Origin of the sequence: Mycolicibacter icosiumassiliensis (assembly GCF_900078685.2) — a bacterium.
Taxonomy (GTDB): Bacteria; Actinomycetota; Actinomycetes; order Mycobacteriales; family Mycobacteriaceae; genus Mycobacterium; species Mycobacterium icosiumassiliensis.
In genome coordinates this window covers 1,699,011-1,725,303 of the sequence record NZ_LT546166.1, presented here as the reverse complement: position 1 = coordinate 1,725,303, position 26,293 = coordinate 1,699,011, and the positions used below count along the sequence as shown (strand labels likewise).

The window sequence follows — 26,293 nt, the reverse complement described above, 5'->3', positions numbered from 1 at the left end:
CGGTTCGACCGTCACTGGTTGCTCACCGTGCGAACGTAGAGCAACCGGTCGCCGGGCTCGATAGCATCCACCTCGGGCGCATCCAACCGCAGCAGCTTCCCACCGCGAACCACCGCGAGCACGATGTCGTTGAGGTGCTTGGCCGACCCGCCGACTTCCTGCTGTTCCACCTGCCGCTCGGCGATGGCATAACCGTCGTCCGGCGTGAGCAGGTCCTCGATGATCTCGACCACACTGGGCGTGGTGGTGGCGATGCCGAGCAGTCGCCCGGCGGTCTCCGAGGACACCACCACCGAGTCGGCGCCGGACTGTTCCAGCAGGTGCTGGTTCTCGGCTTCCCGAATGGCCGCCACGATGGTGGCCTTGGGGGCGATCTCGCGGGCGGTCAGCGTGACCAGCGTCGCCGTCGCATCGGAGCCGGTGGCCACCACGATCGCCGACGCGCGCTGGGCGCTGGCCAGCCGCAGCACATCCGACCGGGTCGCGTCGCCGTCCACCGTGACCAGCCCGGCGGTCTTCGCGCGGTCGAGCACCGCCCGGTCGTTGTCCACGACGACGATGTCGCTGGGGGTGGTCTCGTCGTCGCCGAGCATCGCGGCGATCGCGGTCTTGCCCTTGGTTCCGTACCCGATGACGATGGTGTGGTCTTTCACTCTCTTCCTCCAACGCTGAATGCGGAATGCCTGCTGGGAGGTCTCGGTGAACGCCTCGACGGTCGTTCCGACCAGCAAGATCAAGAAGGCGATCCGCAGCGGGGTGATGACCAGGACATTGATCATGCGGGCAAATTCGGTGACGGGCGTGATGTCGCCGTATCCGGTGGTCGACAGGGTCACCGCCGAGTAGTACAGGCAGTCCAGGAAGGTCAGGCGGTCGCCCTGCACGTCCTGGTAGCCGTCGCGGTCGATGTAGACGAACAGCGCGGACACCAGCAGTGCCGCCAGCGCGATCAGGCTTCGCCGATATACGGTGCGGCCGGGACTGGACTGCCCGTGTGGCATGCGTAGCACACCGACGAGCGCATAACTGGGCTGGGCGGTCAGCGTCTCGTCGAGACGCCGCAACCGCCGCCAGCTAGCTCCTGCCACGACGGGCGGTCATCGGTCAGCCTGACGCACGGACCCACTGTAACCACACCCGTCGTCAGGTGTTGAGCAGCGCGGCCAGGTCAGTCAGTTCGGGCAGCTCGTCAGCGACGACGGTGGTCCCGGAACGCACGTAGTGGAAGGCCGCTCGCACCTGCGAGGGCGGGCAGCCGGTCAATGCGGCCCAGGCCAGGCGGTAAACGCCAAGCTGGACGGCGGCGTGCCGGCGCGCCTCGGGTCCGTCGGGGGGCGTTCCGGTCTTCCAGTCCACCACGGTGACGCCACCGTCGCGCTCGACGAACACCGCGTCGATCCGGCCGCGCACCACCCGGTTGCCGATAGCCATCTCGAACGGCACCTCGACGGCGGTGGGAGTGCGCGCGGCCCAGGGCGATTCCAGGAACGCCGCCTGTAGGCGGGCCAGCTCCTGTGCGTCGGCGCGGGCGGTGTCGGCGTCGGCCGCACCGGGCAGATCTTCGAGCTCGAAAAGTCTCTCGGCGCCGTAGAGCCGCTGAACCCAGTCGTGAAATGCGCTGCCCAACAACGCATGCGGGTCAGGCCGGGCCGGGAGCCGGCGACTCAGGCGCTGCCTGGCACCAGCGGGGTCACGACTCAACTCAACCAGACCGCTCACCGAGAGCTGGTTGGGCAGGGCGCGGGCCTGCGGCGTCGCGGCGGTGGCTCGCTCTGCCAGTAGGGCGTCCACGTCGGCGGCCCACGCACTGACCGAGGGCGCGTCGTCTTGAGGTTCACCCGCCTGCAGCTCGGCGGCGACCAGCGCCGCGCCGCGTTCGACATCACCGCGCCGGCCGGTCAGCGGATCAGTCGGCCATATTCCTTCTTTTACGTTGTCGGACAACGGGTTTTTCTCGCCGTCGGCCGGCGCCTGCGCCCAGTGCTCGACCACCCCGCAGGGAGTTCCCGCGTCGGCCGAACTGTCGATCACCGCCTTGATTTCGGTGAGGAAGTCCGACGGGCCGCGCGGCTTGGTCTCGCCCTGCCCCCAATGGTGGCCCGAGACCAGCAGGGTGTCCTCGGCGCGGGTGACCGCGACGTAGAGCAGCCGGCGCTCTTCGTCGACCCGTCGCTGGTCCAGGCGGCGCTGATGTTCGGAGATGGCGTCGGACAGCTGCTTTCGGTTGGTGACCGCATCGATGTCGAGCAGCGGGACACCGTGATCGCCGGACACATGCGACGGTCCCAGCTTCGCCTCTCCTGCGTCGAGCCTCACTGAACCGCCGGGCACATGCTGGGCCCGATCGCCGCGCAACAACGGCGGAAGTTCGGCAGCGTCGGAGAGCCAGCTACGTCGCGATGCGGTCGACGGGAAAACCCGCGCCACCAGGTGCGGTATCGCGACCACCTGCCATTCCAGCCCCTTGGCGGCATGCACAGTGAGGATCTGGACGCGATCGGTAGCGACCGCCGGCGCCGCCGGCGCCAGCCCGTTCTCCACCACCGCGGCGGCGTCCAGGTATGCCAGCAGTCCCGGCAGCGCGGCTCGCGCCCCGGCCCCCTGCGCCCATGACGACCCGCCGCGACCGGCTGGCGCCGGCCTTGCGATCGCCTCGGCATAACCGGCCACCACATCGGCGAAGGCGTCCAGTTGTTCGGTGCCGGCCGCAGTTGCCGCCACCGGCTGCGCGGCGAGCACCTCGCAGTCCAGGCCGAGCACCCGGCGTACCTCGGCGACCAGGTCGGGCAGCGGATGCCACAGGTGGCCGCGCAATAGGGTCAGTTCCTCGGCGAGGGCGACGATGCGCCGGTATCCGACGGCCGAATAGCGCTCTGGCGGTCCAGGATCGGCCAGCGCGTCGGCCAGACATGCGGTCTCGGAATCCGGCCCGGCCGTGGCAGCGATCTCCGCGGCCGACACCGGTGCGGTCGATTTTTCGGGCCGGGCCAGCCCGGCGGCACGTCGCCACAGCGCGGCCAGGTCGGCGGCGCCGAACCGCCAGCGCGGGCCGGTGGGCACGCGCATCGCCGCCGCGCCCGGCGGTCGGCTTGCCGGTAGTACCGCTGCAATGCCTCGGCAACCCACTCGTCTTCGCTGACTACGTCGGGCTGCAGCGCGACCCGCACGTCGCCGGGGGGCGCGGCCGGGCGGGGCCGCAGCGATTGCACGGTGACAGAGCGCCGGCGTGCCTCCGCGGAGATCTCATTGGCCAGGTGCAGCACTTCGGGAGGGTTGCGCCAGCTGGTCCGCGACTCCAGGGTGGGTGCCGGGCTGCCGTCGGAGAGCGGGAAGTCGGTGGCGAATCGGGGCAGGTTGGTCGCCGAGGCGCCGCGCCAGCCGTAGATCGACTGGATCGGATCGCCCACCGCGGTCAGCGCCAGGCCGTCGTCGGCACCCCCGCCGAACAGCGACGACAGCGCGATGCGCTGGGCGTGCCCGGTGTCCTGGTATTCGTCGAGCAGCACCACCCGATAGGTGGCACGCAACCGGGCGCCGACCGCCCCGTCGGACTGCGCCAGCCGAGCGGCGGTGGCCATCTGTGCGCCGAAATCCATTGCCCGTTCCGCCCGCATGCGCTGGTGTAGCGCCTCGATCAACGGCACCAGTTCGGCACGTTCGGTCTGGGTGTCGAGCATCTTGAGCAGCGACTGGTTGGGTTCGGCGCGCTGGCGCGGGCCCGGCGGCAGGGTGTGCACCAGCCGCTCCAACTCCAGGTGGGTGTGGCGCAATGCGCCGGTGTCCACCAGATGTTCGGCCAACTGCCCGGCCAGCCGCAACACCATCGCGGTGACCGCGGCGGGATCCCGGTCGGTGCGCAGTTCCCCGGGATAACTGCTGACCACGTCGAACGCCAGCTGCCATAGCCCGGTCTCGGTGAGCAGCCGGGTGTCGGGCTCGATACCGAGCAGCAGCCCGTGCTCGCGCAGCAGCGCACCGGCGAAGGCGTGATAGGTGCTCACGACGGGCGTTGCCGCCGGGGCGCCGTCAATCCCCCGCACGCCGGGTTCATGCGCCATCAGGCCGGCACCGGCCAACCGCGCCAGCCGGGATCGAACCCGGCGCAGCAGTTGGCCGGCCGCCTTGCGGGTGAACGTCAGCCCCAGGACCTGGCCGGGGTCGGCGTAACCGTTGGCGACCAACCACACCACCCGAGCAGCCATCGTCTCGGTCTTGCCGGCACCCGCGCCGGCGATCACCACCAGGGGCCCCGGCGGGGCGGCGATCACCGCGGCCTGCTCCTCGGTGGGTTGGTGTAGCCCAAGCGCGGCGGCCAGCTCGGCGGGGGCGTAGCGGTTTGTCATGCGCCGCACCCGCCGTTGTGTGCCGGGCAGATCGGCCGGACCGGGCAGTGTCGGCAGCCGTCGTTCACTCGGGCGGTGAATTGCGGGCCGGCGGTGGCCGCGGCCGCCTGCGCGATCCGCTCCCGCCATTGCGCACCGGTATCGGGCGTCAGGGGGTCTTGTGCGCGCTCGGTGGCGCCGACCGTTCCGGGTTTGGCGGGATAGACCAGCCTCGCCCCGCCGGGCTCCTCGTCGGGCCCGACGAGCCCGGCTTCGACCGCCAATTGGTAGACGGCCAACTGGGCGTGCTGTTGTGCGTCATCCTTGCTGGCCGGGGTCTTCGCGGTCTTGACGTCGACGACCACCAGCCGGCCGGCGGCGTCGCGTTCGACTCGGTCGATCCGGCCGCGCAGCCGAACCCCGTCCTCACCGGCGTCGATCACTCCGTCGAAGCCGACCTCGGTGCCGACTTCGGTGAGTTCGCCACGGGTCTGCGCCCGCCATGCCAGGAACGTCTCGATGATGGCGCGATGCCGGTCGAGTTCGTTGGCCGAGTACCACTGCGACGCGAACGGCAGCTGCTGCCAAGCCCGGTTCAGCTCGGCGAGCAGTTCCTGTGGGCTGCCAGCCGATTCGGCGACCAGCGCGTGTATCACCGATCCGATTGTCGAGCGCAGATCGCGGCCGTCGGTTCCGCCGTGGCGTTCGGCCAGCCAGCGCAGCGGGCAGTCCAGCAGGCTCTGCAGCGCCGACGGCGACAGGGTGACCGGTCCTAAGCCGGGCTGCCGAAGGGGCTCCTCGGTGCTCAATGCTGCCGTGCCGTGCCAACCCCGCGGATCGGCACCGGGCACCCCGGCCCGGGCAAGTCGCGCCAATTGCATTGCCGCATCCGCGCGTTCGGAATCGCTCACCGCGGTCTCCGGTGCGCAGACCACCGCACGCAGTCGCCCCACCAGCCCGGCCGCGGACAACACCGGCGGGGCCACCACCGGTGGAGCCGGTGCCGTTGCCACGTCGCCGCTGGCACAGTCCGCGAGTTCGGCGAAGAACTCCGACGGGATCTGTTCCTCGGTACTGCCGTCGCCGTCGCCGTCGACGGCAGTGATCACCAGCCGGCGCCGTGCCCGCCCCAGCGCCGCCACCAGCAGCCGTCGCTCCTCGGCAAGTAGCGGGGCCCGGGCCGAGACCTCCGCCCCGAAGCCATGCAGGGTGTCCAGGAGCCGCTGGGTTCCTAGCACGCCGCCACGCGGAACGATGTTGGGCCACAGTCCTTCCTGGACTCCGGCGATGACCACCAGATCCCATTCGCGCCCGAGTGCGGCGTGCGCGCTGAGCACACCCACCGCCTCCGTGCCCGTCGCGGGTTCGGGGCGGGGCGGGGCCAGTTGCATGGCCGTGACGTACTCGACCAATCCGGTCAGGGTGGCGCCCGCGGTGCGCGCCACGTACTGCTCGGCGAGGTCGAACAGTGCGGTCACCGCGTCCAGGTCCCGGCCGGCTTGAGCGCCGACCGGACCACCGCGCTCGGTGGCCGACAGCCAGCGTTGTTGCAGCCCGGACCGATTCCAGGCCTGCCACAGCGTGTGGTGCGGGTCGCGGCCGTCGGCATGGCTGCGGGCCGCGGCCTGCAGCACCGCACGAACCCGGCGCAGCGCACGGGTGTGCGCGGCCGGCAGCTCACCGGGCGCACCGGTGAGCACCACCGCCAGGCGATCATCGGGTTCATGCGGCGGTTCCGGGCGGGCCGTGCCGCGGCGCAGCGTGCGTTGCAGTTGCCTCAGTGAGATCGGGTCCACCCGACCGATCGGCCCACTGAGCAACGTCAGCGCCCGAGCTCCGTCCACCACGTCCGCGGTGCACTCCAGCACCGTGAGCAGGGCGGCCACCGCGGGCTGTTCGGCCAGCAATCCACCGCTGGCCGGCAGCGTGACCGGGATCCCGGCGGCGGCCAGGGTGCGGTGCAGCCGCGCGGCCGCCCGCGGCACCGAACGGACGATCACCGCCATCTGCGACCACGGCACCCCGTCGATCAGGTGGGCGCGCCGCAGGGTGTCGGCGATCAGGGCAGCCTCGGCGTGACTGCTGGCCGCAGTGCGCACGCTCACCGCCCCGGCGTCGGATCCGATTCCCTCGAGCCGGCGGGTGGCACTGGTGCCGGGCAGCCGTCCGGCGACGGCGCTGATGGCCCGGGCCACCGCCGGCGCGCACCGGTGCGACGTCGTCAGTGTTACCACCGGCACCGCGGCCCCGTCGGGTTGCACGTCGTCACCCAACAGGACGGTGGGTTCGGCGCCGCGGAATCCGAACACCGCCTGATCGGGGTCGCCCGCGATCACCGTCCGGTGCACGCCGGCCGCGAGCACCCGCACCAACCTGGCCGCCTGCGGGTCGAGTTGCTGCGCGTCGTCGACCAGCAGCAGCCGGATCCGGCTGCGTTCGTCGATGAGCAGATCCGGGTCGGTCGCGAACGCCTCCAGCGCCGCCCCGACCAATTCCGCCGCGCCGAGCGCCGGCGTGGTCGCCTGGGGCGCCGCGGTACCAACCGCGGCACGCAGCAGCATCACCTGCTCGTACTGCTGGGCGAACCGGCCCGCGGCCGTCCACTCCGGGCGGCGGCAGCGCTTGCCCAACCTGGTCAGCTCTGCCGGGTCCACACCGCGTTCGGCACAGCGCGCCATCAAGTCCCGCAGTTCGGTGGCGAAGCCGTCGGTGGCCAGGGCCGCGTGCAACGACGGCGGCCAGGCTTCGGCACCGTCCCCGGCGAGTAGTTCGCGGATCACGCTGTCCTGTTCGGCACCGGTGACCAGCCGCGGTGGGGTGGCTTCGGCCCGCCGGGCAGCGCGTTGGAGCACCGCGAAGGCGTAGCCGTGCACGGTGCGCACCAGAGGTTCCCGGATCACCTGGCCGGTGCCCAGCCCGCCGGCGCCCAGCAATTTCGCGGTCAGCGTCCCGCGATCCGCTGCGGGAAGCCGGCCGGAGCCCGTCAGCAGCAGCACCGAATTGGCGTCCACGCCGGCGCCGACGTGGGCAGTGGCCACCTCCACCAGCAGGCTGGTCTTGCCGGTGCCCGGTCCCCCGCGTACCTGTAGGACGCCGCGCGCACCCGGATCGAGCGCCGCGGCGACCTGCGCGGCGGGCGATCCCCAATCCTGTGCCATGCCGCCAATGAGAGCACTGCCCTCCGACAGGTGTGGGTGCGGCTGGCACCATCGACGGGTGAATCCCGATCATCGACTGCATGTGCACCGCTACGGCCCGGACGGCCCGGTGGGGCTGCTGGCGGTCCACGGGCTGACCGGTCACGGGGCCCGCTGGCGCTACGTGGCCGAGCAGCTGCCCGACATCGCCGTCGCCGCGCCGGACCTGATCGGCCACGGGCACTCGTCGTGGGCGGCCCCGTGGAGCATCGACGCCAACGTCGCGGCGCTGGCGGCGCTGCTGGAGGGCACCGCTGACGGCCCGGTTCCGGTGGTCGCGCATTCCTTCGGCGGTGCGATAGCGCTGCATCTGGCCGCGGCACGGCCCGACCTCGTCGACGCGCTGATCCTGCTCGACCCGGCGATCGGCCTGGACGGCGAGTGGATGGCCACGATCGCCGCCGCGATGCTGGCCTCCCCCGACTACCCCGACCCCGCGGAGGCCCGGGCCGAGAAAGAGAACGGCGCGTGGTCCGACGTGGATCCCGTCCTGCTCGACGTCGAACTCGACGAGCATCTGGTCGCGCTGCCCTCGGGCCGCTTCGGTTGGCGCATCAGCGTGCCCGCGGTGATGTCGTACTGGAGCGAGTTGGCCCGCGCTGTCGTGCTGCCGCAATCCACGCCGACCACCCTGGTGCGGGCCACCCGCACCTCGCCGCCGTATGTGGAAGCGGCGCTCATCGACGGCTTGCGGGACCGGCTGGGCACGAACTTCCAGCTGGTCGACTTCGACTGTAACCACATGGTCGACCAGGCCCGCCCAACCGAGGCTGCCGCCGTGATCCGCGCGCAGCTGGACCGGCGCTAGGAGCCCAGGGCCGTGGGCGCCGTCACCGACGAACAGGTCGAGCTGGTCCGCGCGCTGATCATCGGCGTGCCCGCCGGCCGGGTCACTACCTATGGCGACGTCGCTTCGGCGGCAGGACTTTCCAGTCCCCGCATCGTGGGCTGGATTCTGCGGATCGACGGCACTGACCTGCCTTGGCACCGGGTGGTCCCGGCATCGGGACGGCCGGCGGCGCACCTACGCACCGAGCAACTGGAACGCCTTCGCGCCGAAGGAGTCCTGGCCGTCGACGGGAAAGTGGACCTGCGCACGCTGCGACACCGGTTCTGAGGGGCGACAATACGTCACCGAACGTGTAATGAGCGCGAAAAAACAGCCTCGAAGTCGGGCTGAGCACACATTCAGCGCGAAAGCCGAGAAAGCTAGAGCGCCAGGCGGACCAACGCCGCCGTGCGGGCCAGTCCGGGGAACGCCTCCTCGGTCGAGCGTGGATGCAGCGCATGTACGGCAAGGCGGAACATCAACGCGCGCAGCAACATCTGTGGCCACTCGGGCAATGTTTCCCAGCGTTCGATCAAACCGTCGTCGGCATCGCCCCACGACAAGGCGTCTACCACCACCACGCCAGCAGCCCACGAGGCGGGCCGCCAGTAGGGCGTGAGGTCGGTGATCCCGGGGGCCGCGGCGCCGGAGAACAGCACCGTGCCGTACAGGTCGCCGTGCACTAACTGGCTGGGACTCTTGGTGGGTTTGCGCAAAGTGGCCAGCTGGTTGATCAGGTCGATCGACCGCTGGCCGTCCACCGATCCTGGGGCCAGCCGTGCGCCGGCCTGCAGCGAGGCGAACGGCCGTTCCTCCCAGGCCGCCCGGTCCGCGGCGATGAACACGTCGACGTCGGCCCACGGCGCCACGGGTGCCTGGGTCAAGAAGCGGGGCCGCTCTAACTTGGAGGTGGCTTCGTGCAGCCGAACCGCCGCCGACACCACCTCGTCGTGGCGGGGCTCGGGGCTGCCGCCGACGAAGGTGTCCGCTCGCCAACCCGACACCACATACCGTCCGTCGGTGGAGCGCACCGGGCGGGCCAGGCGGATGCCGTCAGCGAACAGGGTCTCGCGTACTTTCGCCGACCACGCGGCCCTGGCATGGTCGGCGACCATCGACAGGACCACTTCCCCGCACTTCCAGCCGTCTTCCCAGCCGGCGCCAAGCGGTGTGGGCGAAACGTTGCGAATACCGAACGTCGCCAGCACATGTTCGGGTGGCGGCTCGATGGTCACGCGATAAGACTAACCGCGGTGATCGCAAGCACGGCGCAGCCGGGCGCGGCGGGTCACCGCCAAAGGCACCGTTCTCACCCGCTCGGTAGCGCTAGTACATGACCATGTCGGGCTGCATCTGCTTGGCCCACGCCACAATTCCTCCCTGCAGGTGGACCGCGTTGGCAAATCCGGCCTTCTTCAGGGTGGCCAGGGCCTGGGCCGAGCGGACGCCGGTCTTGCAGTACAGCACCGACATTCGGTCTTGCGGGATAGTCGCCAGGGCCTCACCGGTGTTGATCGTCGACTGCGGGACCAACTGGGCACCCTCGATGCGGTTGATTGCCCACTCTCCCGGCTCGCGCACGTCGATCAGTGCCACCTGTTGCCCGGAGTCCAACAGCTCGCGCAACTCGGCCGGGGTGATCGTGGCACCAGAAACAGTCTCGCCCGCATCGTCAGAAACCACTCCGCAGAACGCGTCATAGTCGACCAACTCGGTGATCGCCGGCGTGGCCGGGTCCTTGCGGATCGCAATGGTGCGGTAGCTCATCGCAAGGGCGTCGTAGATCATCAACCGCCCCAGCAGCGTTTCACCGATACCGGTGATCAACTTGATCGCCTCGGTCGCCATCACCGACCCGATCGATGCGCACAACACCCCGAGCACGCCGCCCTCGGCACATGACGGCACCATTCCCGGCGGCGGGGGCTCGGGGTACAGGTCGCGGTAGTTCAGGCCGCGCCCGCCCGGCGCGTCCTCCCAGAACACCGAGACCTGGCCCTCGAAGCGGAAGATCGACCCCCAGATGTAGGGCTTGTGCGCCAACACCGCCGCGTCGTTAACCAGGTAGCGGGTGGCGAAGTTGTCGGTGCCGTCCAGGATCAGGTCGTACTGCGTGAACAGTTCGATGGCGTTGGACCGGTCCAGCCGCACCCGATGCAGCTGCACCCGTACCAGCGGGTTGACCTCCGCAATCGAGTCCCGGGCACTTTCGGCCTTCGGGCGGCCGATGTCGGAGATCCCGTGGATGACCTGGCGCTGCAGGTTCGACTCTTCGACAACGTCGAAGTCGACGATCCCCAGGGTGCCGACGCCGGCGGCCGCCAGATACAGCAGTGTCGGCGCACCCAGTCCGCCGGCGCCGATCACCAGCACGCGGGCGTTCTTGAGTCGCTTCTGCCCCTGCACGCCGACGTCGGGAATGATCAAGTGGCGGCTGTAGCGCGCTATTTCATCCCTGGTCAGATCGCCAGCCGGCTCCACCAGCGGCGGCAGTGATATCGGCACCGGGCAATCTCCTCAACGTCGCGTCCGCCAACCCATCACAGCAGCTGGTGGGGGCAACGACAAACTGCGGGTGAAGCTTCCCGAAGGGCAGCTGACCGGTTCAGGCAATCGGAGACGGCCACGGGTTGAAGCGGCAGGTCTTCCCGTCGGGCTTGACCCAGTCCGGGTCGAATTTCGCCGCGTCGTCGTTGGAGGTGCCGAACGTCTGTTGCATCATCACCGGCGCCAGCCCGTCCTGCTTATCGCACGGTTCATGGTGCTGGTAGCCGATGGCATGACCGACCTCGTGGTTGATCAGGTACTGCCGGTAGGACCCGATGTCGCCCTGGAAGGGCACGGCACCGCGAACCCAGCGGGCTTCGTTGATGAACACCCGCGGCTCGGACTTGGCGCCGTAGGACGGGTTGTAGCAGGACGCCTCCAGCGGAATCTCGTAGCCGCAGCCCTCCCGGACCGTGATCGGCGACGTCAGCGAGATACGAAAGTCAGGAGTAATCGGACCCGCCCCGTCAACCCGCACGAACCCGATCTGCGGGGTGTGCGTCCATCCCTTGGGGTTACGCAGGGTCTGGTCGACCATCCGGGCGAACGCCTCGTCACCGCCGAAGGCGGTGGCGTCGATGCCGTTCTCCACCTCGACGGTGTAGGCGAACACCTTCTCGGTGCCCTGACCGAATTGCGGCTCCGTCCCCGGTATGACGTGCCAGGACATGTCGCCGGCTTCGGTGAACGGGCCGCCGTTAGGCAGCACACCGGTCGGCAGGTTCACATCGAACTCGGTGAGGCCGCGCGGTGGTGCGCCGATGATCGAGGTGCCCGCCGACCCGATCGTCGGCGGCCCCTGGACGGTGTCGTCGGCGGCCTGGGTACGCACTCCGGTCCCGGTCACGGTCTGATACACCACGACGACGGTCAGAGCCATGAGTACCGGCAGCGCATAGGCGCGCCAACCATAGGTCGACACGAACCTGCCCAGCCAGGTCTGCTTGCGCCACTGGCGGTGCACATCACGGTCCGACCGCAGCCGTCCAGCACCGGCTGCCAGCGGGTCGCGCTGGGCGCGCAGCGGCTCGCGGAAGCGATCCCGTAGCACCGGGGCTCGACCGCCGCCGCTCCGCCCCGGGTCGTAGGTCACCGTCCCAGGATGGCACAAGGTCTGCGAGCTGGGACTCTGCGGCACGCCAGGAGGTGTGCCACGAGGAGTTCTAATTGGCGATCGACAGCCGATTGCCGGATGTCGCTGGTGGAAGTGACGGGCGCAGCGCGTAGTCTCGCTCTCACGTACCGGCCGTCGCGGACGCAGGTCCCAGGCGTCCGGCCGAACCAGATTGAGGAGTCGATGAGCAAACCGATCGACACGGCAGAGCGGGACGGCGCCCAGCCGACCGGCCGCCGCTCGAGCGGCGCCAAGGCGTCGACTACCGGCGGCCGTCGGGGCAGCCGGCTCCCCCGCGACGAGCGCCGGGGTCAGCTACTGATCGCCGCCAGTGACGTATTCGTCGAACGCGGTTACCATGCGGCCGGCATGGATGAGATCGCCGAGCGGGCCGGTGTCAGCAAACCGATCCTCTACCAGCACTTCACCTCGAAACTGGAGCTGTACCTGGCGGTGCTGGCCCGGCACGTGGAGAACCTGGTCTCCGGTGTCCGCCAGGCACTGCGGACCACCACCGACAACCGCCAGCGACTGCGGTCGGCGGTGCAAGCATTCTTCGACTTCATCGAGCACGACAGCCAGGGCTATCGGCTGATCTTCGAGAACGACAACGTTGCCGAGCCGCAGGTGGCGGTGCAGGTGCGGGTGGCCACCGAATCGTGCATCGACGCGATTTTCGACCTGGTCAGCCACGACTCCGGCCTGGACCCGCACCGCGCCAGGATGGTCGCGGTGGGGTTGGTCGCGATCAGCGTCGACTGCGCCCGGTACTGGCTGGACAGTGACCGCCCGATCTCCAAGGACGACGCCGTCGACGGGACGGTGGCGTTCGCCTGGGGCGGGCTGTCACACGTGCCCCTCACTCGCTAAGAGGCACTAGCCCCGCTAAGAAGAACCGGCCCCGGTAGCGGCGTCGGAGCCGATTCCAAAACCGACCCGCCGACTGTCGGCGACACCGATCTCCACATAGGCGATCTTGGCGGCCTGCACCAGGAAGCGACGGCCCTTCGCGTCGGTGAGGGCAAGCAGTCCAGCACCGTCCGCACCCTTGCCCAACGCGGCGTCGACCAACTTCTCGACCTCATCGGGCGTCTGCGCACTGTTGATGACCAGTTCGCGCGCGCTGTCGGTGACCCCGATCTTGACCTCCACGCCTGCCCCTTTCGTTTGCGGTGGGCGTTGCTAAGCAGGCTAGTGGACGAGGACCCGATTGGTGCGCACCGGCTGTTCGCCCTCGGCGATAACGGACTTCTCAGCGCTGTTGAATGCGGACCATATTGCCGGCGGGATCACGGAAAGCGCAGTCCCGCACGCCATATGGCTGTTGCGTGGGTTCCTGGACCACTTCGGCGTCCGTCGCCTGCACTCGATCGAACGCGCCGTCGAGATCGTCGGAGGCCAGCAGAAGTGTGCCGTAGGTGCCCTTGGCCATCATCTCGGCGATGACGCGACGCTCATCGTCGGTGATCCCGGGGTTGGCCGCCGGCGGACACAGGACGATCGAGGTATCGGGCTGATTGGGGGGCCCGACTGTGATCCAGCGCATTTTGCCTTTGCCGACATCCAGGCGCACCTGGAAGCCCAGCACGTCGCGGTAGAAGGCGACGGAGGCGTCCGGATCATCGTGCGGCAGGAAGCTCGAGTGAATAGTGATGTCCATAGCGGTCACGGTAGGTGCAGCGCGCCGGCCGGGGCTTCTCGATTCCTGATCGGTCTGGTGACCTGCTTCTCCAGGCATGACGGGATGCCCTCGGTGCGGTGCATGGTCTGCGCCCGATAGCGGCTCGGCGGCATCCCGACAAGTTCGGTGAAGCGTGTACTGAACGTCCCCAGCGATGAGCAGCCCACCGCGAAGCAGATTTCAGTGACGCTCATGTCGCCGCGCCGCAGCAGTGCCATCGCGCGTTCGATCCGGCGGGTCATCAGGTAGGAGTACGGCGATTCACCGTAGGCGAGCTTGAATTGTCGCGACAAGTGCCCCGCGGACAGGTGAACTTCGCGCGCCAGCGCCTCCAGGTTGAGCGGTTGGGCGTAATCCCGATCGATGCGGTCCCGGACGCGCCGCAGCCGCGCCAGATCGCGCAGATCCTGAGCCCGCGCGCCGGTCACGGCTAGGCCAAGCCCAGCTCGCGCATGCGTTCGTCGTGGGTGTGTTGGAGGCGATCGAAGAACCCGGCCAGCTGAGCCAGCCCGGCCGCCCCCGACACCACCAGATCGACGAGTTCGTCGCGGTCGGCCAACACGTACTGAGCCTGGGTGATCGCCTCACCGAGCAGGCGACGCGACCACAAAGCCAGCCTGCTGCGCTGTTTGGCGCTGGCCGTGACCGCGCCGCGCACCTCGTCGACGACGAACTGCGAATGCTTGGTCTCGGCGAGCACCGCACGCACCACGTCGCCCACCTCATCGGGGAGTCCGTCGGCGATCTGCAGGTAGAAGTCGGCAGCCATCGCGTCGCCGATGTAGGTCTTGACCAATGCCTCCAGCCAGGTGCTGGGCATCGTCAGCCGATGGTAATTATCAAGGGCGGTAGCGTATTTCGACATCGCAGCGACCACGTCGACACCGCGACACTCCAGAGCTTCACGCAGCACCTCGAAGTGACCCATCTCCGCTGCGGCCATGGCCGCCATCGAGATCCGGCCACGCAGATCGGGCGCCATCCGGGCTTCGTCGGTGAGCCGGTAGAACGCGGCCACCTCGCCATAGGCCAGTACCGCGAAAAGCTCGTTGACACCGGGATGATCGGCGGACAGCCGCGGCGGGGAAGACTGCGCTTCCGCCTCGGCGGAGGGAACCGAATTCATCACCACACTGTATGCGTTCCGCGGCGATGGACCCATGCCCGGCCCGACCAGGTAGTATGAGCCCCAGGCAGTGCCTATTCGGCGCTGCCGCGCAATGTGCGTACACGTGGTTGGCCCGCCTCCTCGGCGAGTGCAGGGCCCCCGGCGGTGCCTTCGAAAATGGGCAAAGTATCGACCGTCTCCAGTGTGTGCGCCCCGACCCGCACCGCGATCGACTGACATACCGCGCCGACTTCGAAAGGCATCTTTCCGCGCATGACCCCACTGATCTCCACCACCGTTCCCACTACCCCTCCGAGCTTCGCCGAACTGGGCGTTCGCGACGAGATCGTCCGCGCACTCGCCGAGGACGGTATCGAGCACGCCTTCGCGATCCAGGAGCTGACGTTGCCGCTGGCCCTGGCCGGCGACGACCTGATCGGCCAGGCCCGCACCGGCATGGGCAAGACCTACGGCTTCGGCATCCCGCTGCTGCAGCGGGTCACCACCAGCCCGGACCGGCCACTGACCGGCGCGCCCCGAGCGTTGGTCGTGGTACCCACCCGTGAGCTGTGCATCCAGGTCTCCGGCGACCTGGCCGACGCGGCCAAGTACCTGACCGCCGGGGACCGTCCACTGTCGGTGCAGGCCATCTACGGCGGCCGGCCCTACGAACCGCAGATCGAGGCGCTGCAGGCCGGCGCCGACGTGGTGGTGGGCACCCCGGGCCGGCTACTCGACCTGGCCCAGCAGGGACACCTGCAGCTGGGCGGGCTGTCGGTGCTGGTGCTCGACGAGGCCGACGAGATGCTGGACCTGGGTTTCCTGCCCGACATCGAGCGCATCTTGTCTCGTATCCCCGACGACCGGCAGTCGATGCTGTTCTCGGCCACCATGCCCGGCCCGATCATCACGCTGGCCCGCAGCTTCATGAACCAGCCCACTCACATCCGCGCCGAGGCGCCGCACTCTTCGGCGGTGCACGACGCCACCGAGCAGTTCGTCTACCGGGCCCACGCGCTGGACAAAGCCGAACTGGTGGCGCGAGTGCTGCAGGCCCGGGGCCGCGGCGCCACAATGATCTTCACCCGCACCAAGCGGACCGCCCAGAAAGTCGCCGACGACCTGGGTGAGCGCGGGTTCAAGGTGGGCGCGGTGCACGGCGACCTCAATCAGGTGGCCCGCGAGAAGGCGCTCAAGGCGTTCCGCGCCGGCGACATCGATGTGCTGGTGGCTACCGATGTGGCCGCCCGCGGCATCGACATCGACGACGTCACGCACGTCATCAACTACCAGTGCCCCGACGATGAGAAGACCTACGTGCACCGCATCGGCCGCACCGGACGGGCTGGCAAGACCGGCGTCGCGGTCACCCTGGTCGACTGGGACGAGCTGGCCCGCTGGACGCTGATCGACAAGGCTCTCAACCTGTGCTGCCCGGACCCGTCGGAGACCTATTCCAGCTCGCCACACCTGTTCACCGAGCTGAACATTCCCACCGACGCCAGCGGCTCCCTGGGCCAGGCGCGCCGGTCACCGGCCAAGCGATCCGAGGATGAAACCCGCGAGACTGCAGCGGACCGCCAGCGTGCGCCCCGCAACCCGACCCGGTCTCGCCGGCGCACCCGTGGTGGTGGTCAGGCGGCCGCCGCCGACGGGGCCCCCCAGAGCGTGGACGCGGGTGAGACCGGCACCACCGCGCCCTCCGAGTCCACCGGGCCCAGCGCGCCGCGGCGTCGTCGCCGCCGCCGCCCGAACAAGACCGCGGCCGCTGCCGCGAACGGCAGCTGAGCTAGGCCGCTGCGATGGTGCGCCCCGAGCGCCGCACCTCCGGTGATCTGATCGCGGCGGCCGTGATCGCGGTCGTGATCGTTGTCGTCGGAGTGGTGATCTGGTGGACCAGCGATGCCCGCGCCACCATCAGCCGGCCGGCGTCGGACTCGGCGACCAATCCCCCGTCAGCGGCGATGGTGCCGGCGGCGCTGTCCCAGCTGTGGACGGCCGCCAGCCCGGCCACCTGGGCGCCGGTGTTGGTCTCCGGCACGGTGATCACCGGCGACGGCCCACGGATGAGCGGACGCGACCCGGCCACCGGGGAGGAGCGCTGGAGCTATTCCCGCGACGTCGACCTGTGCGCGGTGTCCTGGATCTACCGTTACGCCGTCGCGGTCTATCCCGACTCCCGCGGCTGCGGCCAGGTGAGCACGGTGGTCGCCGCCGACGGCCTGCGCGGACCGGCCCGAACCAGCTACGCCGACCGAGCCGTGCGGGTCACCTCCGAGGGCAGCGCGGTGCTCTCCGCCGGCCCCACCCGCCTGGAACTGTGGCGTTCGGACCTGGTCCGAGTGATGTCTTACGGGGAAATCGACGCTCGGGTAAAACCGTCGGCGCGCGGCCGCGGACAGGGCTGCACGCTGGTGTCGGCAGCGGCGGCCTCCTCGGCGGTCTCGGTGCTGGAGGCCTGCGCGGGCCATTCCGACCTGCAACTGACCCTGCTACGCGCGGGCAAGGAAGAAGACGAGCCGGAGACCCAGCACATCCCCGAGCGCGGAGTGACCGCGGATTCCGGCGCCCGGGTGCTTGCGGTGACCGACTCCGATGCCGGCGCCAACACCGCGGTCTATCTGCCCACCCCGCAGCCCCGGATCGAGGTGGTCGACCAGACCGGCACCACGATCGCCAAGACTCTGCTGCCGGCCAAGCCCACCCCCGACAGCGCCGCACTTCCGGTATCGCGGCCCACCGGGTTGATCTGCTGGTGGACCGGCGATGCCGTGATGGTGTTCGACTCCGGAACCCTGGCCTACCGCTACACCATTGCGGGGTCGGGCGGCGCGGTTCCCTTGGGGCCGGCGGCGCGGATGGCCGATCGCCTGCTGATCCCGGTGACCGACGGGGTCGGCGTCTTCGATCAGAGCACCGGCGCGCCGGAACGCATCATCCCGGTCAGCCGCCCGCCCGGGGTCTCGACGGTGTTTCCGGCGGTGTCGGGTCCGACGGTGCTGGAACAGCGCGGTGCGACCGTCGTCGCGCTGGGCTGAGGCCCTCCGCGAGCGTGCACCGTTGTACGGTCGGCCCCGGCGTGTCGCGGACACGCACCTTCGCGGGGATGGGAGCTAGACCTCGGGAGTGAACGTCGGCAGCGTCTTGCCGCTCTTCCAGTACTTCAACAACGCCTCGGCCAGTTGGCGGTAGGCCTGCGCGCCCTTGTTCTTGCGCCCGGCGATCACCGACGCGCCCGATGCGCTGGCCTCCGCGAAACGCACCGTCCGCGGGATCGGCGGAGCCAACACCGGCAGGTCGTAGCGATCGGCGATGTCGAGCAACACGTCGCGACTGTGGGTGGTGCGCGAGTCGTAGAGCGTCGGCAAGGCTCCCAGCAGACGCAGTTGCGGGTTGGTGATCTGCTGGACGTCGGAGACGGTGCGCAGGAATTGGCCGACGCCGCGATGCGCCAGGGTCTCGCACTGCAGCGGCACGATCACCTCGCCGGCCGCGGTAAGACCGTTGAGGGTCAGCACACCCAGTGACGGGGGGCAGTCGATGACCACCACATCGAACTCGTCTTCCAGCTTGGTCAGCGCCCGCTGCAGGACATACTCGCGGCCGGCCCGCATCAGCAGCATCGCCTCGGCGCCGGCCAGGTCGATGTTGGCCGGCAACAGGGTCATTCCCTCGTCGGTTGGCACCAACGCTGTGTTGGGTTCCACCTCGCCGAGCAGCACTTCGTGGACCGACACCGGCAGCTTGTCCGGGTCGTGCCCCAGCGAGAAGGTCAGGCAGCCCTGCGGGTCAAGGTCGACCAGCAACACCCGCCGACCCAGCTCGGCCATCGCCGCACCCAGCGACGCCACCGTCGTGGTCTTGGCCACGCCGCCTTTCTGGTTGGCAACCGCCAAGATCCGCATCCCCGTCACACCGACATACTGGCACGGCTTGCGGCCGCGGAGCACCAAACGCGGGTCGGTGTCCGCCGTCGGGCAGAATGGACGGACGTGGGGATCGAGGAGCACCGACTTCTGCTGCTGCGCCACGGGGAAACCGAGTGGTCCCAAAGCGGTCGCCACACCGGGCGCACCGATCTGGAGTTGACCGAGGTGGGCCGGCGCCAAGCCGTCGCCGCCCGAGCGACGCTGACCAAGCTGGCGCTGGACAATCCGCTGGTGATCTGCAGCCCGCGCCGCCGCGCCCAGGTGACTGCCGAGTTGGCCGGACTGCACGTCGACGAGATCTCCGACGACCTCGCCGAGTGGGACTACGGCCGCTACGAAGGGCTGACTACCGCGCAGATCCGCGAATCCGAATCCGACTGGCTGATCTGGACACACGGCAGTGCCGGCGGTGAGACGGTGGCGCAGGTCAGCGACCGCGCCGACCGGATGGTTGCGGTGGCGCTGCGGCACCTCGCCTCGCGTGATGTGGTGTTCGTCGGACACGGCCACTTCTCCCGGGCGGTGATCACCCGGTGGCTGGAGCTGCCGTTGGCCGACGGAGCGCGATTTGCGATGGCCGCGGCCTCGATGGCCGTCTGTGGCTTCGAGCACGGGGTACGTCAGCTGGCCGCACTCGGGTTGACCGGACCGGGAGCCTGAGGGTTGCCGGCACCGACGTTCGTGCTTTCCGGCCCCTCCGGGACGCTCTCGGCCGAGGCAATGAAAGCCGGGTTCGCCGATGTCGCCGCCGCACAGGCCGCATTGTCCTGCGGCGACGCACCGATAGTGGTGGGGGCGTTGCCTTTCCGGCCGGACGCCGCCGCGGCCCTGTTCGTCCCGCGCGAGGTGCGACGCGACGCGGCGCTGCCGTCCGCGCACGGCGCGGCGCTGCCGGCGGTCCACGTCGTCGCGCAGATTCCGCCGCCCGACGAGCATCGAGCCCGGATCCGCCGGGCCCTGCACGAACTGACCGCACCACGCAGCGCCCTGCACAAGGTGGTGCTGGCCCGCGGGCTGCGGCTGGCCGCCGACGCGCCGCTGGATGCCGGCACGACCTGAGTGCGGCCGGGCAGTCCTATGCCGGCACCGTGCTGGTCGGCGCCAGTCCGGAACTGTTGGTCGCCCGCGAAGGCGACCGGGTCACCTGCCGGCCCTTCGCCGGTTCGGCGCCACGCTCCCCCGATCCTGCCGTCGACGCCGCCAACGGCGCCGCGCTGGCCGAGTCCGGTAAGAACCGCCACGAGCATCAGTTGGTGGTCGATCAGCTGCGTGCCGCCCTCGGGCCACTGTGCACCGAGCTCGATGTCGCGCCGGAGCCGCAGCTCAGCAGCACCTCCGCGGTGTGGCACCTGAACACCCCGATCACCGGCCGGCTGCGCGACACCGCCACCACTGCACTGGATTTGGCGCTGGCACTGCACCCGACCGCCGCGGTCGGCGGGGTTCCGACCGCGGCTGCGGTCGACCTCATCACTGAGCTGGAGGGCGACCGGGGGTTTTATGCGGGCGCGGTCGGCTGGTGCGACGCCAGCGGTGACGGCCGTTGGGTGGTATCGATCCGCTGCGCGCAACTGTCCGCCGACCGCCGATCCGCGCTGGCCCATGCCGGCGGCGGGATCGTCGCCGAGTCCGACCCGGACGAGGAACTGGCCGAAACCGCGACCAAGTTCGGCACGATCCTGTCGGCTATGGGCGTCGTTCCGCCCAGCGCAGCGCCGCCGGACTGAACAACGCCGCCAGTCCCGCCACGGCCGCCGCGCCGACCGCCACGCCGTAGCCCCAGCGGTGTGAGCCCACACCCAGATACCAGGCGACCGGCAGCAGCAGCAGATTGGCAAACACCGCTATACCGCGCCCGACCCGCCGGCCCCGCAGCAGCGCCCATCCGGCTGCCGAGACGGCGGCACCGATGAACGCGAACCATGCCGCAGTGCCGTAGCCGTTGGCGTCGTGCTGATCCGCACCGGCCAAGGCCCGCAGCACCAGCACCACCGCAACAACCAGCGCGGCCGCGCCCTGCACAGCGACAATCAGGCCCGCACCAAACACAGCGCGGGGTGAGTCAGCGACGGCTTTCACGCCGCCAGCGTAACCACCCGATCCGATCTGCCGGATGCCCATAGACTGCTATCCCGTGCGTGCCGTGTTGATCGTGAACCCCAATGCCACATCCACCACGCCGGCCGGGCGCGACCTACTCGCCCACGCGCTCAAGAGCCGCCTCGACCTGACCGTGGTGCACACCGACTATCGCGGCCATGCCATCGAGATCAGCCAGGCCGCGTGCCGGGACGGCATCGACCTGGTCATCGCGCACGGCGGCGACGGGACCGTGCACGGGGTGGTCAACGGCCTGCTCGGGACGCCTGGCTCACCGCGGCCGGCACACGTGCCCGCGGTGGCTGTGGTGCCCGGCGGGTCAGCCAACGTGTTCGCGCGTTCGCTGGGCATCGCGGCCGACCCGATCGCCGCCACCAACCAGCTCATCGAGGTGATCACGCCCCCGCGGGGCCGCCCCGCCTGGCGCCGAATCGGCCTCATCGACTGCGGCGAACGGTGGTCGGTCCTCAACGCCGGCATGGGCGTCGACGGCGAGGTAGTGGCCGCGGTGGAAGCCGAACGCGAGAAGGGCCATACCGTCACCCCGCTGCGCTACATCCGGGCGGCGGTCCCTGCAGTGCTGGCCACCACCCGCCGTGCGCCGACGTTGACACTGCAACTGGGCGACGCCGAGCCGGTCGACGGGGTGCATTTCGTGTTCGTCTCGAACTGCGCTCCGTGGACCTACGCCGACGAGCGATCCGTGTGGACCAACCCCGACACCACCTTCGAGTCGGGAATGGGCGTGTTCGCGACCACCAGCATGAAGGTTCTACCCACGCTGAGGCTAGTGCGGCAGATGCTGTCGAAACGGCCGACGCTGCGCGCCAAACAGCTCATCCGCGACGACGACGTGGCCGCGCTGCGGGTGGATGCGGGCGACACACCGATAGCGACTCAGATCGATGGCGAATATCTCGGGCTGCGTAGCACAATGACGTTCCGCGCGGTGCCCGACGCGCTGGACGTCGTCGCGCCTCCGGTAGAGAAATCCCGCTGAGCTGCGGAGATAGCGCTCAAATCGCTCGATGAGCGCGCAGTTAGGTCGACTGTAGTACACCTGCGCGGGCGCGGCGGGAGCAGCCCCGCGCAAACGTGACCTTGGCCACGTGATAAAGCGCACCCTTGACATCTGTCCAGGCTGTGAAACGATCGAGCGATCGGATGCAAGCCGTATTGATTTCTTGCGCCGCTTATAACAGTCGAAAAGCAATAGCGCACATCGCTGTGCGCGCAAAGTAAGGAGTTGGAGACCTATGGATTGGCGCCACAAGGCGGTCTGTCGCGACGAGGACCCGGAGCTGTTCTTCCCGGTGGGAAACAGCGGGCCGGCTCTCGCCCAGATTGCTTCCGCTAAGCAGGTCTGCACCCGTTGCTCGGTCGTCACCGACTGCCTGACTTGGGCGCTGGAGACCGGCCAGGACGCCGGCGTGTGGGGCGGCATGAGCGAAGACGAGCGGCGTGCGCTCAAGCGCCGCAACGCCCGCACCCGGGCGCGCAGCGGGGTCTGATCTCAGACCGACAACGACGCGGCCCCGACCTGGTCGGGGCCGCGTCGTTTTTGTGTCGGGGACAACCCGGTTCTGCACCGGGCCGTGAGGTCAACCCGATTCTGCACCGGGCCGCGAGCGGGAATTTCACGACGCGACACGCGCATGTCACGTCGTCAGGTTCGCACTGGGTCCCTATCCAGCACTCACAACGTCTGACGGAGCCGGCGACCGCCGACCGGAATGCGCAGCACCATCTCAGTCCCACCGCCTGGCGCATCGCCCGCGGTCAGCGAGCCGTTGAGCTCCGCCGATACCAGCGTGTTGACGATCTGCAAACCGAGCCGGTCAGAGGTTTCCAACCGGAACCCGTCGGGCAGCCCGTGCCCGTCGTCGTGGACCACGACGTCGAGCCAGCGCGCCGAACGTTCGGCCCGGATTGTCACGGCGCGCCGATCCGCCTCTGCCTCAAAGGCGTGCTCGATCGCGTTCTGCACCAGTTCGGTGATCACCATGATCAACGCGGTGGCCCGGTCGGCGTCCAGCGCTCCGATCGACCCGATTCGGGCGACATGGATCGGGATATCCACGCTGGCAACGTCATTCATCATCGGCAGGATGCGGTCGATCACCTTGTCGAGGTTCACCACCTCGTCGACCGACATCGAGAGCGCTTCGTGGACCAATGCGATCGACGACACGCGCCGTACCGACTCCAGCAGCGCCTCGCGTCCTTCAGCACTGGCTGTGCGGCGGGCTTGCAGACGCAGCAGCGCCGCCACGGTCTGCAGGTTGTTCTTCACCCGATGATGGATCTCTCGAATGGTCGCGTCCTTGGAGAGCAGCGCGCGGTCGCGGCGCTTCACCTCGGTGACGTCGCGAACGAGCACCGCCGCACCCGCCGGCTGGCCATGCACGATCAGCGGCAGGGTGCGTAGCAGCACGACCGCTCCGGCCGCGTCGACCTCGAACCGCATGCTCGAGCCACCGGACAGCGATTCACGCACGTGCTCGGCCAACTCGTGCGCCTCGAACGGGTCGGAGATCAGCGGCCGGGTGACGGCAACCAGGTCGTGACCGGCCAGCTCGGCGGCCAGACCCATGCGGTGGTAGGCCGACACCGCGTTCGGGCTGGCGTAACGGACTGTGCCATCAACGGCCAGCCGGATAAAGCCGTCGCCCACCCGCGGACTCGACCGCGACACCGCGATGTCGCCGACGTCGGGGAAGGTGCCCTCGGAAATCATGTGCAGCAGATCCGCGGCGCAGTCCAGGTACGCGGCCTCCAATCTGCTGGACTCCCGGCCGCCCGTCAATGCGGTCTGGTGGGTCAGCACGGCCACTATCCGGCCACCGTGCCGTACCGGTACCGCTTCCATATTGCGTTGTCCGGCAGCGCCTTCCGAACCCTCCCGCCAAATCGTTCCCGACTCGAACGCCGCGACCGCCAGCGGCATCCAGTCCGGAACGACGACGGTGCCGACGGCGTCGCTGAGCAGCACCGTGGGAGCGGTATTGGGCCGGCATTGCGCCACGCACACCAGTGCGCCGTCGGCGTCGGGGTCGCGGCGCACCCACATCAGGTAGTCGGCGAACGACAGGTCCGCGAGCAGTTGCCACTCCCCGACCACGGCATGCAGATGGTCCACCGCACTGCCGGGCAAAACGGTGTGTTCGGCAAGCAGGTCACCGAGGGTGGACATCGGCTAGCTTGCGCCGGTCACAGCGGTACCGATCAGCTGATCACGGCGATCAGGTCGCCGGCCTGAATCACGTCGCCGACCTGCACGGCCACCTTGCTGATGGTGCCCGCAGTCTCGGCCAGCACCGGGATCTCCATCTTCATCGACTCCAGCAGGACCACAGTGTCGCCCTCGTTGATCTGGTCGCCCTCGTGGACCACGACTTCGAGCACGCTGGCCACGATCTCCGCGCGAACGTCCTCGGCCATCTTCACCTCGTTCATCACCCAGTCAACGATTACGTACATCAAAAAAAGCTAGGTCCCTATCGAACCACAACGCGGCCGGCCATCGGGCAGGGCGCTCGGGTAAGCGAACTCCAAGATAAATAAGAGGACCTAGAGAGTTCGATCCGTGATCATGTCGTGTTTCTGTTGTGACAATTGCATAGCACCGTTACTTGAGTGTTTTGAACGCGTGACGAAATCGCCGTGACGCGGCACAAGTCGAGATCGAACTTGAGGAGTAGCGCGTTGTTTGAAAATCATCTTGCCCAGCCGCGTGTGCGGCTGACCCTGATCTGCGCCGCCGCGATGACGCTGGCGACGCTGGGATTCGGTGTCGCGTCCGCCCATGCGGCCCCGGCACTAGTCGATGACCCCATGCCGATTCCGACCCCCCTCGGTACCCCCGCCCCGCTCGGCGTGCCCGGATCGGCCGCCGGAGGCTCAGCGGCAGGCGTGAACGCCGCGAACTCCTTCCTGCAGGCCCTCAACGGCATGCTCAACAAAGTGGTGCCCGGAGTGGGTTCGATCATGCCGACCGACGTCAGCTCACTGACGCCGCCCGGCACGCCCATGTCCGGGGCACCCGTGCCCGGGGCACCCGCACTGGCGACCCCGCCGGCCCCGCCGACCCCGCCAGCACTCGTGCCGCAGACCCTGGCGGGCGCGCGCAGCTTTCACTGAGGCGCGGTAACTGCGGTGGCGGGGCCGATTCCAGGCCCCGCCACCGCGCCACACCCGGCGGTGTGAGACACTTACCAGCCGGAATACCTGCTAGGAGGGCCAATCATGGCAAAACGTGGCCGCAAGAAGCGCGATCGCAAGCACAGCAAAGCCAACCACGGCAAGCGACCCAACGCCTAGAGCGTTTAGTTCAGCCTCACCAGTAGAGCTGATCGCAAGCCCGGCCTTAGGCCGGGCTTGCTGCGGTTAGCACCTAATGTCTGGGCCATGACGGCGACCCGCCTGACCCCGGCTTAGCTCTCGCGGTGGATGATGGTGGTCCGGCTGATCTCTAGCCGCACCCTTTCGTAGAGACCCCGCGGGGCCTTGTCACCACTGCACTTGCGGGCGATCAACGCCTTGATCCGTTCCTCGACCCCGTAGTGCCGCAGGCAGCCCGGGCACTCCTCAAGGTGCTGGCGCAGTTTGGCCTTGGTCTCCGCCGTGCATTCGCCGTCCAGCAGCGTCCAAACTTCGGCGATCACCTCAGAACAGTTGGCCTCGGATCCACCAGCAGCCGGCGGCGTGTTGCAGTCCCGCGAGTGCTCGGTCACGACGACACCTCCTCGGGAGCCTGGCCGTCGCGAATGAAGCCGCGGTCGCGGGCTACATCGGCCAGCAGACTGCGCAACTGTCGCCTGCCTCGGTGCAAACGCGACATCACCGTGCCGATCGGCGTATCCATGATCTCGGCGATCTCCTTGTACGGGAATCCCTCGACGTCGGCGTAGTACACCGCCATCCGGAACTCTTCGGGAAGCTGCTGCAGCGCCTCTTTGATCTCGGTGTCAGGCAGCGACTCCAGCGCCTCCACCTCCGCCGAGCGCAGCCCCGTCGAAGAGTGTTCGGCGCTGGCCGCCAGCTGCCAGTCGGTGATCTCATCCGTCGGGTATTCAGCGGGCGTACGTTGCTTCTTGCGGTAGCTGTTGATGTAGGTGTTGGTCAGGATGCGGTACAGCCACGCCTTGAGGTTGGTGCCCTCCCGAAACGAGCGGAACCCGGCATAGGCCTTGACCATGGTCTCCTGCAGCAGGTCCTCAGCGTCGGCGGGATTGCGCGTCATGCGCAACGCACCGCCGTAGAGCTGATCGAGCATGGGGATCGCGTCGCGTTCGAAACGAGCGGTCAGCTGCTCGTCGGTCTCATCGGAACGCACCGGCGCCTTGGCTTCTGTCGAAGCTTCGGTTTCGGTACCGGACGCACTCTCGCCGTCAGCCATCTCGATCGCCGCTGTCCCTTCTGTCGCGGTGCCCACAACCAGCCCAGCCGATAGCTCGCGTTCCAGCA

25 protein-coding genes and 2 pseudogenes are annotated in these 26,293 nt (G+C 69.0%); 11 read left to right on the top strand and 16 right to left on the bottom strand.

The features are described from left to right. Positions 1-11: 11 nt before the first annotated feature. The 3 genes and pseudogenes from BN4346_RS32095 to BN4346_RS32085 all read right to left on the bottom strand — a co-directional run bounded on the left by BN4346_RS32095 (position 12) and on the right by BN4346_RS32085 (position 7,480). Positions 12-1,088 carry a potassium channel family protein gene (locus BN4346_RS32095; protein ID WP_067970805.1) on the bottom strand — a complete coding sequence of 359 codons (1,077 nt, stop codon included), beginning with the start codon at positions 1,086-1,088 and terminating at the stop codon, positions 12-14. Positions 1,089-1,143: 55 nt separating this feature from the next. Further along, positions 1,144-4,343 (bottom strand): annotated as a pseudogene (locus tag BN4346_RS32090) (ATP-dependent helicase). Beyond that, positions 4,340-7,480 (bottom strand): ATP-dependent helicase, encoded by a 3,141-nt coding sequence (locus BN4346_RS32085; protein WP_067970803.1) that lies wholly within the window; start codon positions 7,478-7,480, stop codon positions 4,340-4,342. Before BN4346_RS32085 ends, BN4346_RS32090 begins: the two are co-directional and overlap by 4 nt. Before the next feature lie 58 nt (positions 7,481-7,538). Between BN4346_RS32085 and BN4346_RS32080 the strand changes: the two genes are divergently transcribed. Then, entirely contained in the window at positions 7,539-8,327 is a 789-nt protein-coding gene (locus tag BN4346_RS32080; protein WP_067970801.1) for an alpha/beta fold hydrolase, read from the top strand. A 12-nt stretch (positions 8,328-8,339) separates the two neighbouring features. Beyond that, positions 8,340-8,636, top strand: a complete 297-nt coding sequence (locus tag BN4346_RS32075) for an MGMT family protein (RefSeq protein WP_067970800.1) — start codon at positions 8,340-8,342, stop codon at positions 8,634-8,636. Between the two features lie 92 nt (positions 8,637-8,728). Here the strand turns inward: BN4346_RS32075 and BN4346_RS32070 are convergent, their stop codons facing one another. The 3 genes from BN4346_RS32070 to BN4346_RS32060 form a co-directional block, all read right to left on the bottom strand. Further along, entirely contained in the window at positions 8,729-9,583 is an 855-nt protein-coding gene (locus BN4346_RS32070; protein ID WP_067970798.1) for a TIGR02569 family protein, read from the bottom strand. A 91-nt stretch (positions 9,584-9,674) separates the two neighbouring features. Next, positions 9,675-10,853, bottom strand: coding sequence for an adenylyltransferase/sulfurtransferase MoeZ (moeZ, locus tag BN4346_RS32065; protein ID WP_078058546.1), 1,179 nt, complete (start codon positions 10,851-10,853; stop codon positions 9,675-9,677). Positions 10,854-10,953: 100 nt separating this feature from the next. Next, entirely contained in the window at positions 10,954-12,006 is a 1,053-nt protein-coding gene (locus BN4346_RS32060; RefSeq protein ID WP_407695132.1) for a DUF3152 domain-containing protein, read from the bottom strand. Positions 12,007-12,192: 186 nt separating this feature from the next. Between BN4346_RS32060 and BN4346_RS32055 the strand changes: the two genes are divergently transcribed. Then, positions 12,193-12,879, top strand: coding sequence for a TetR/AcrR family transcriptional regulator (locus tag BN4346_RS32055; protein ID WP_067971134.1), 687 nt, complete (start codon positions 12,193-12,195; stop codon positions 12,877-12,879). Between the two features lie 15 nt (positions 12,880-12,894). Here the strand turns inward: BN4346_RS32055 and BN4346_RS32050 are convergent, their stop codons facing one another. From BN4346_RS32050 to BN4346_RS32035, 4 genes are all read right to left on the bottom strand, one after another. Next, on the bottom strand, positions 12,895-13,161 hold the full coding sequence (locus tag BN4346_RS32050) for a DUF3107 domain-containing protein (RefSeq protein ID WP_067970795.1): 267 nt from the start codon (positions 13,159-13,161) through the stop codon (positions 12,895-12,897). A 100-nt stretch (positions 13,162-13,261) separates the two neighbouring features. Further along, positions 13,262-13,669 (bottom strand): VOC family protein, encoded by a 408-nt coding sequence (locus tag BN4346_RS32045; RefSeq protein WP_067970792.1) that lies wholly within the window; start codon positions 13,667-13,669, stop codon positions 13,262-13,264. A gap of 5 nt (positions 13,670-13,674) precedes the next feature. Then, positions 13,675-14,118 carry a helix-turn-helix transcriptional regulator gene (locus tag BN4346_RS32040; protein ID WP_067970791.1) on the bottom strand — a complete coding sequence of 148 codons (444 nt, stop codon included), beginning with the start codon at positions 14,116-14,118 and terminating at the stop codon, positions 13,675-13,677. 2 nt (positions 14,119-14,120) lie between these two features. Continuing rightward, on the bottom strand, positions 14,121-14,816 hold the full coding sequence (locus BN4346_RS32035) for a ferritin-like fold-containing protein (protein WP_067970789.1): 696 nt from the start codon (positions 14,814-14,816) through the stop codon (positions 14,121-14,123). A gap of 255 nt (positions 14,817-15,071) precedes the next feature. Between BN4346_RS32035 and BN4346_RS32025 the strand changes: the two genes are divergently transcribed. Together BN4346_RS32025 and BN4346_RS32020 are read left to right on the top strand one after the other, a co-directional pair. Next, on the top strand, positions 15,072-16,586 hold the full coding sequence (locus tag BN4346_RS32025; protein WP_067970785.1) for a DEAD/DEAH box helicase: 1,515 nt from the start codon (positions 15,072-15,074) through the stop codon (positions 16,584-16,586). A 14-nt stretch (positions 16,587-16,600) separates the two neighbouring features. Continuing rightward, on the top strand, positions 16,601-17,836 hold the full coding sequence (locus BN4346_RS32020; RefSeq protein ID WP_067970783.1) for an Rv3212 family protein: 1,236 nt from the start codon (positions 16,601-16,603) through the stop codon (positions 17,834-17,836). Positions 17,837-17,911: 75 nt separating this feature from the next. Here the strand turns inward: BN4346_RS32020 and BN4346_RS32015 are convergent, their stop codons facing one another. Continuing rightward, entirely contained in the window at positions 17,912-18,703 is a 792-nt protein-coding gene (locus BN4346_RS32015) for a ParA family protein (RefSeq protein ID WP_096867499.1), read from the bottom strand. A gap of 87 nt (positions 18,704-18,790) precedes the next feature. Here BN4346_RS32015 and BN4346_RS32010 point away from each other — a divergent pair, with 87 nt between their 5' ends. Beyond that, positions 18,791-19,387 (top strand): acid phosphatase, encoded by a 597-nt coding sequence (locus BN4346_RS32010; RefSeq protein ID WP_067970781.1) that lies wholly within the window; start codon positions 18,791-18,793, stop codon positions 19,385-19,387. Positions 19,388-19,447: 60 nt separating this feature from the next. Beyond that, positions 19,448-20,454 (top strand): annotated as a pseudogene (locus BN4346_RS32005) (isochorismate synthase). On the opposite strand, the gene BN4346_RS32000 reads toward BN4346_RS32005, so the two are convergent. Beyond that, positions 20,414-20,806, bottom strand: coding sequence for a hypothetical protein (locus BN4346_RS32000; protein WP_208863229.1), 393 nt, complete (start codon positions 20,804-20,806; stop codon positions 20,414-20,416). The pseudogene BN4346_RS32005 and the gene BN4346_RS32000 sit on opposite strands and share 41 nt — an antisense overlap. Positions 20,807-20,861: 55 nt before the next feature. Here BN4346_RS32000 and BN4346_RS31995 point away from each other — a divergent pair, with 55 nt between their 5' ends. After that, complete coding sequence (locus BN4346_RS31995; protein ID WP_067970778.1) at positions 20,862-21,827, top strand: diacylglycerol/lipid kinase family protein; 966 nt, start codon at positions 20,862-20,864, stop codon at positions 21,825-21,827. Between the two features lie 256 nt (positions 21,828-22,083). Beyond that, the gene (locus BN4346_RS31990) at positions 22,084-22,338 is read left to right on the top strand and encodes a WhiB family transcriptional regulator (RefSeq protein ID WP_067970776.1); all 255 of its coding nucleotides are present in this window, start codon (positions 22,084-22,086) and stop codon (positions 22,336-22,338) included. Between the two features lie 185 nt (positions 22,339-22,523). On the opposite strand, the gene BN4346_RS31985 is transcribed toward BN4346_RS31990, so the two are convergent. Together BN4346_RS31985 and BN4346_RS31980 are read right to left on the bottom strand one after the other, a co-directional pair. After that, entirely contained in the window at positions 22,524-24,020 is a 1,497-nt protein-coding gene (locus tag BN4346_RS31985) for a sensor histidine kinase (RefSeq protein WP_067970773.1), read from the bottom strand. Positions 24,021-24,052: 32 nt separating this feature from the next. Beyond that, positions 24,053-24,268 carry a biotin/lipoyl-binding carrier protein gene (locus BN4346_RS31980; RefSeq protein ID WP_036458599.1) on the bottom strand — a complete coding sequence of 72 codons (216 nt, stop codon included), beginning with the start codon at positions 24,266-24,268 and terminating at the stop codon, positions 24,053-24,055. Between the two features lie 264 nt (positions 24,269-24,532). On the opposite strand from BN4346_RS31980, the gene BN4346_RS31975 reads away from it, so the two are divergent. Then, entirely contained in the window at positions 24,533-24,967 is a 435-nt protein-coding gene (locus BN4346_RS31975; protein WP_154677571.1) for a hypothetical protein, read from the top strand. Positions 24,968-25,072: 105 nt separating this feature from the next. Further along, positions 25,073-25,147, top strand: coding sequence for a 50S ribosomal protein bL37 (locus tag BN4346_RS49880; protein ID WP_011728008.1), 75 nt, complete (start codon positions 25,073-25,075; stop codon positions 25,145-25,147). 113 nt (positions 25,148-25,260) lie between these two features. Here the strand turns inward: BN4346_RS49880 and rsrA are convergent, their stop codons facing one another. Beyond that, the gene (rsrA, locus tag BN4346_RS31965) at positions 25,261-25,560 is read right to left on the bottom strand and encodes a mycothiol system anti-sigma-R factor (protein WP_067970768.1); all 300 of its coding nucleotides are present in this window, start codon (positions 25,558-25,560) and stop codon (positions 25,261-25,263) included. After that, on the bottom strand, positions 25,557-26,225 hold the full coding sequence (locus tag BN4346_RS31960; RefSeq protein WP_407695131.1) for a sigma-70 family RNA polymerase sigma factor: 669 nt from the start codon (positions 26,223-26,225) through the stop codon (positions 25,557-25,559). The genes rsrA and BN4346_RS31960 overlap by 4 nt, the downstream gene beginning before the upstream one ends. Positions 26,226-26,293 lie beyond the last annotated feature (68 nt).

What these genes read in the sequence shown, in the direction of transcription:
- BN4346_RS31985 (WP_067970773.1), bottom strand. Translation starts at nt 24,020, where the DNA reads ATGTCCACCCTCGGTGACCTGCTTGCCGAACACACCGTTTTGCCCGGC.
- BN4346_RS32020 (WP_067970783.1), top strand. Translation starts at nt 16,601, where the DNA reads ATGGTGCGCCCCGAGCGCCGCACCTCCGGTGATCTGATCGCGGCGGCC.
- BN4346_RS32025 (WP_067970785.1), top strand. Translation starts at nt 15,072, where the DNA reads ATGACCCCACTGATCTCCACCACCGTTCCCACTACCCCTCCGAGCTTC.
- BN4346_RS32055 (WP_067971134.1), top strand. Translation starts at nt 12,193, where the DNA reads ATGAGCAAACCGATCGACACGGCAGAGCGGGACGGCGCCCAGCCGACC.
- BN4346_RS31990 (WP_067970776.1), top strand. Translation starts at nt 22,084, where the DNA reads ATGGATTGGCGCCACAAGGCGGTCTGTCGCGACGAGGACCCGGAGCTG.
- BN4346_RS32045 (WP_067970792.1), bottom strand. Translation starts at nt 13,669, where the DNA reads ATGGACATCACTATTCACTCGAGCTTCCTGCCGCACGATGATCCGGAC.
- BN4346_RS32085 (WP_067970803.1), bottom strand. Translation starts at nt 7,480, where the DNA reads ATGGCACAGGATTGGGGATCGCCCGCCGCGCAGGTCGCCGCGGCGCTC.
- BN4346_RS32035 (WP_067970789.1), bottom strand. Translation starts at nt 14,816, where the DNA reads ATGAATTCGGTTCCCTCCGCCGAGGCGGAAGCGCAGTCTTCCCCGCCG.
- BN4346_RS31960 (WP_407695131.1), bottom strand. Translation starts at nt 26,225, where the DNA reads ATGGCTGACGGCGAGAGTGCGTCCGGTACCGAAACCGAAGCTTCGACA.
- BN4346_RS31980 (WP_036458599.1), bottom strand. Translation starts at nt 24,268, where the DNA reads ATGGCCGAGGACGTTCGCGCGGAGATCGTGGCCAGCGTGCTCGAAGTC.
- BN4346_RS32015 (WP_096867499.1), bottom strand. Translation starts at nt 18,703, where the DNA reads ATGCGGATCTTGGCGGTTGCCAACCAGAAAGGCGGCGTGGCCAAGACC.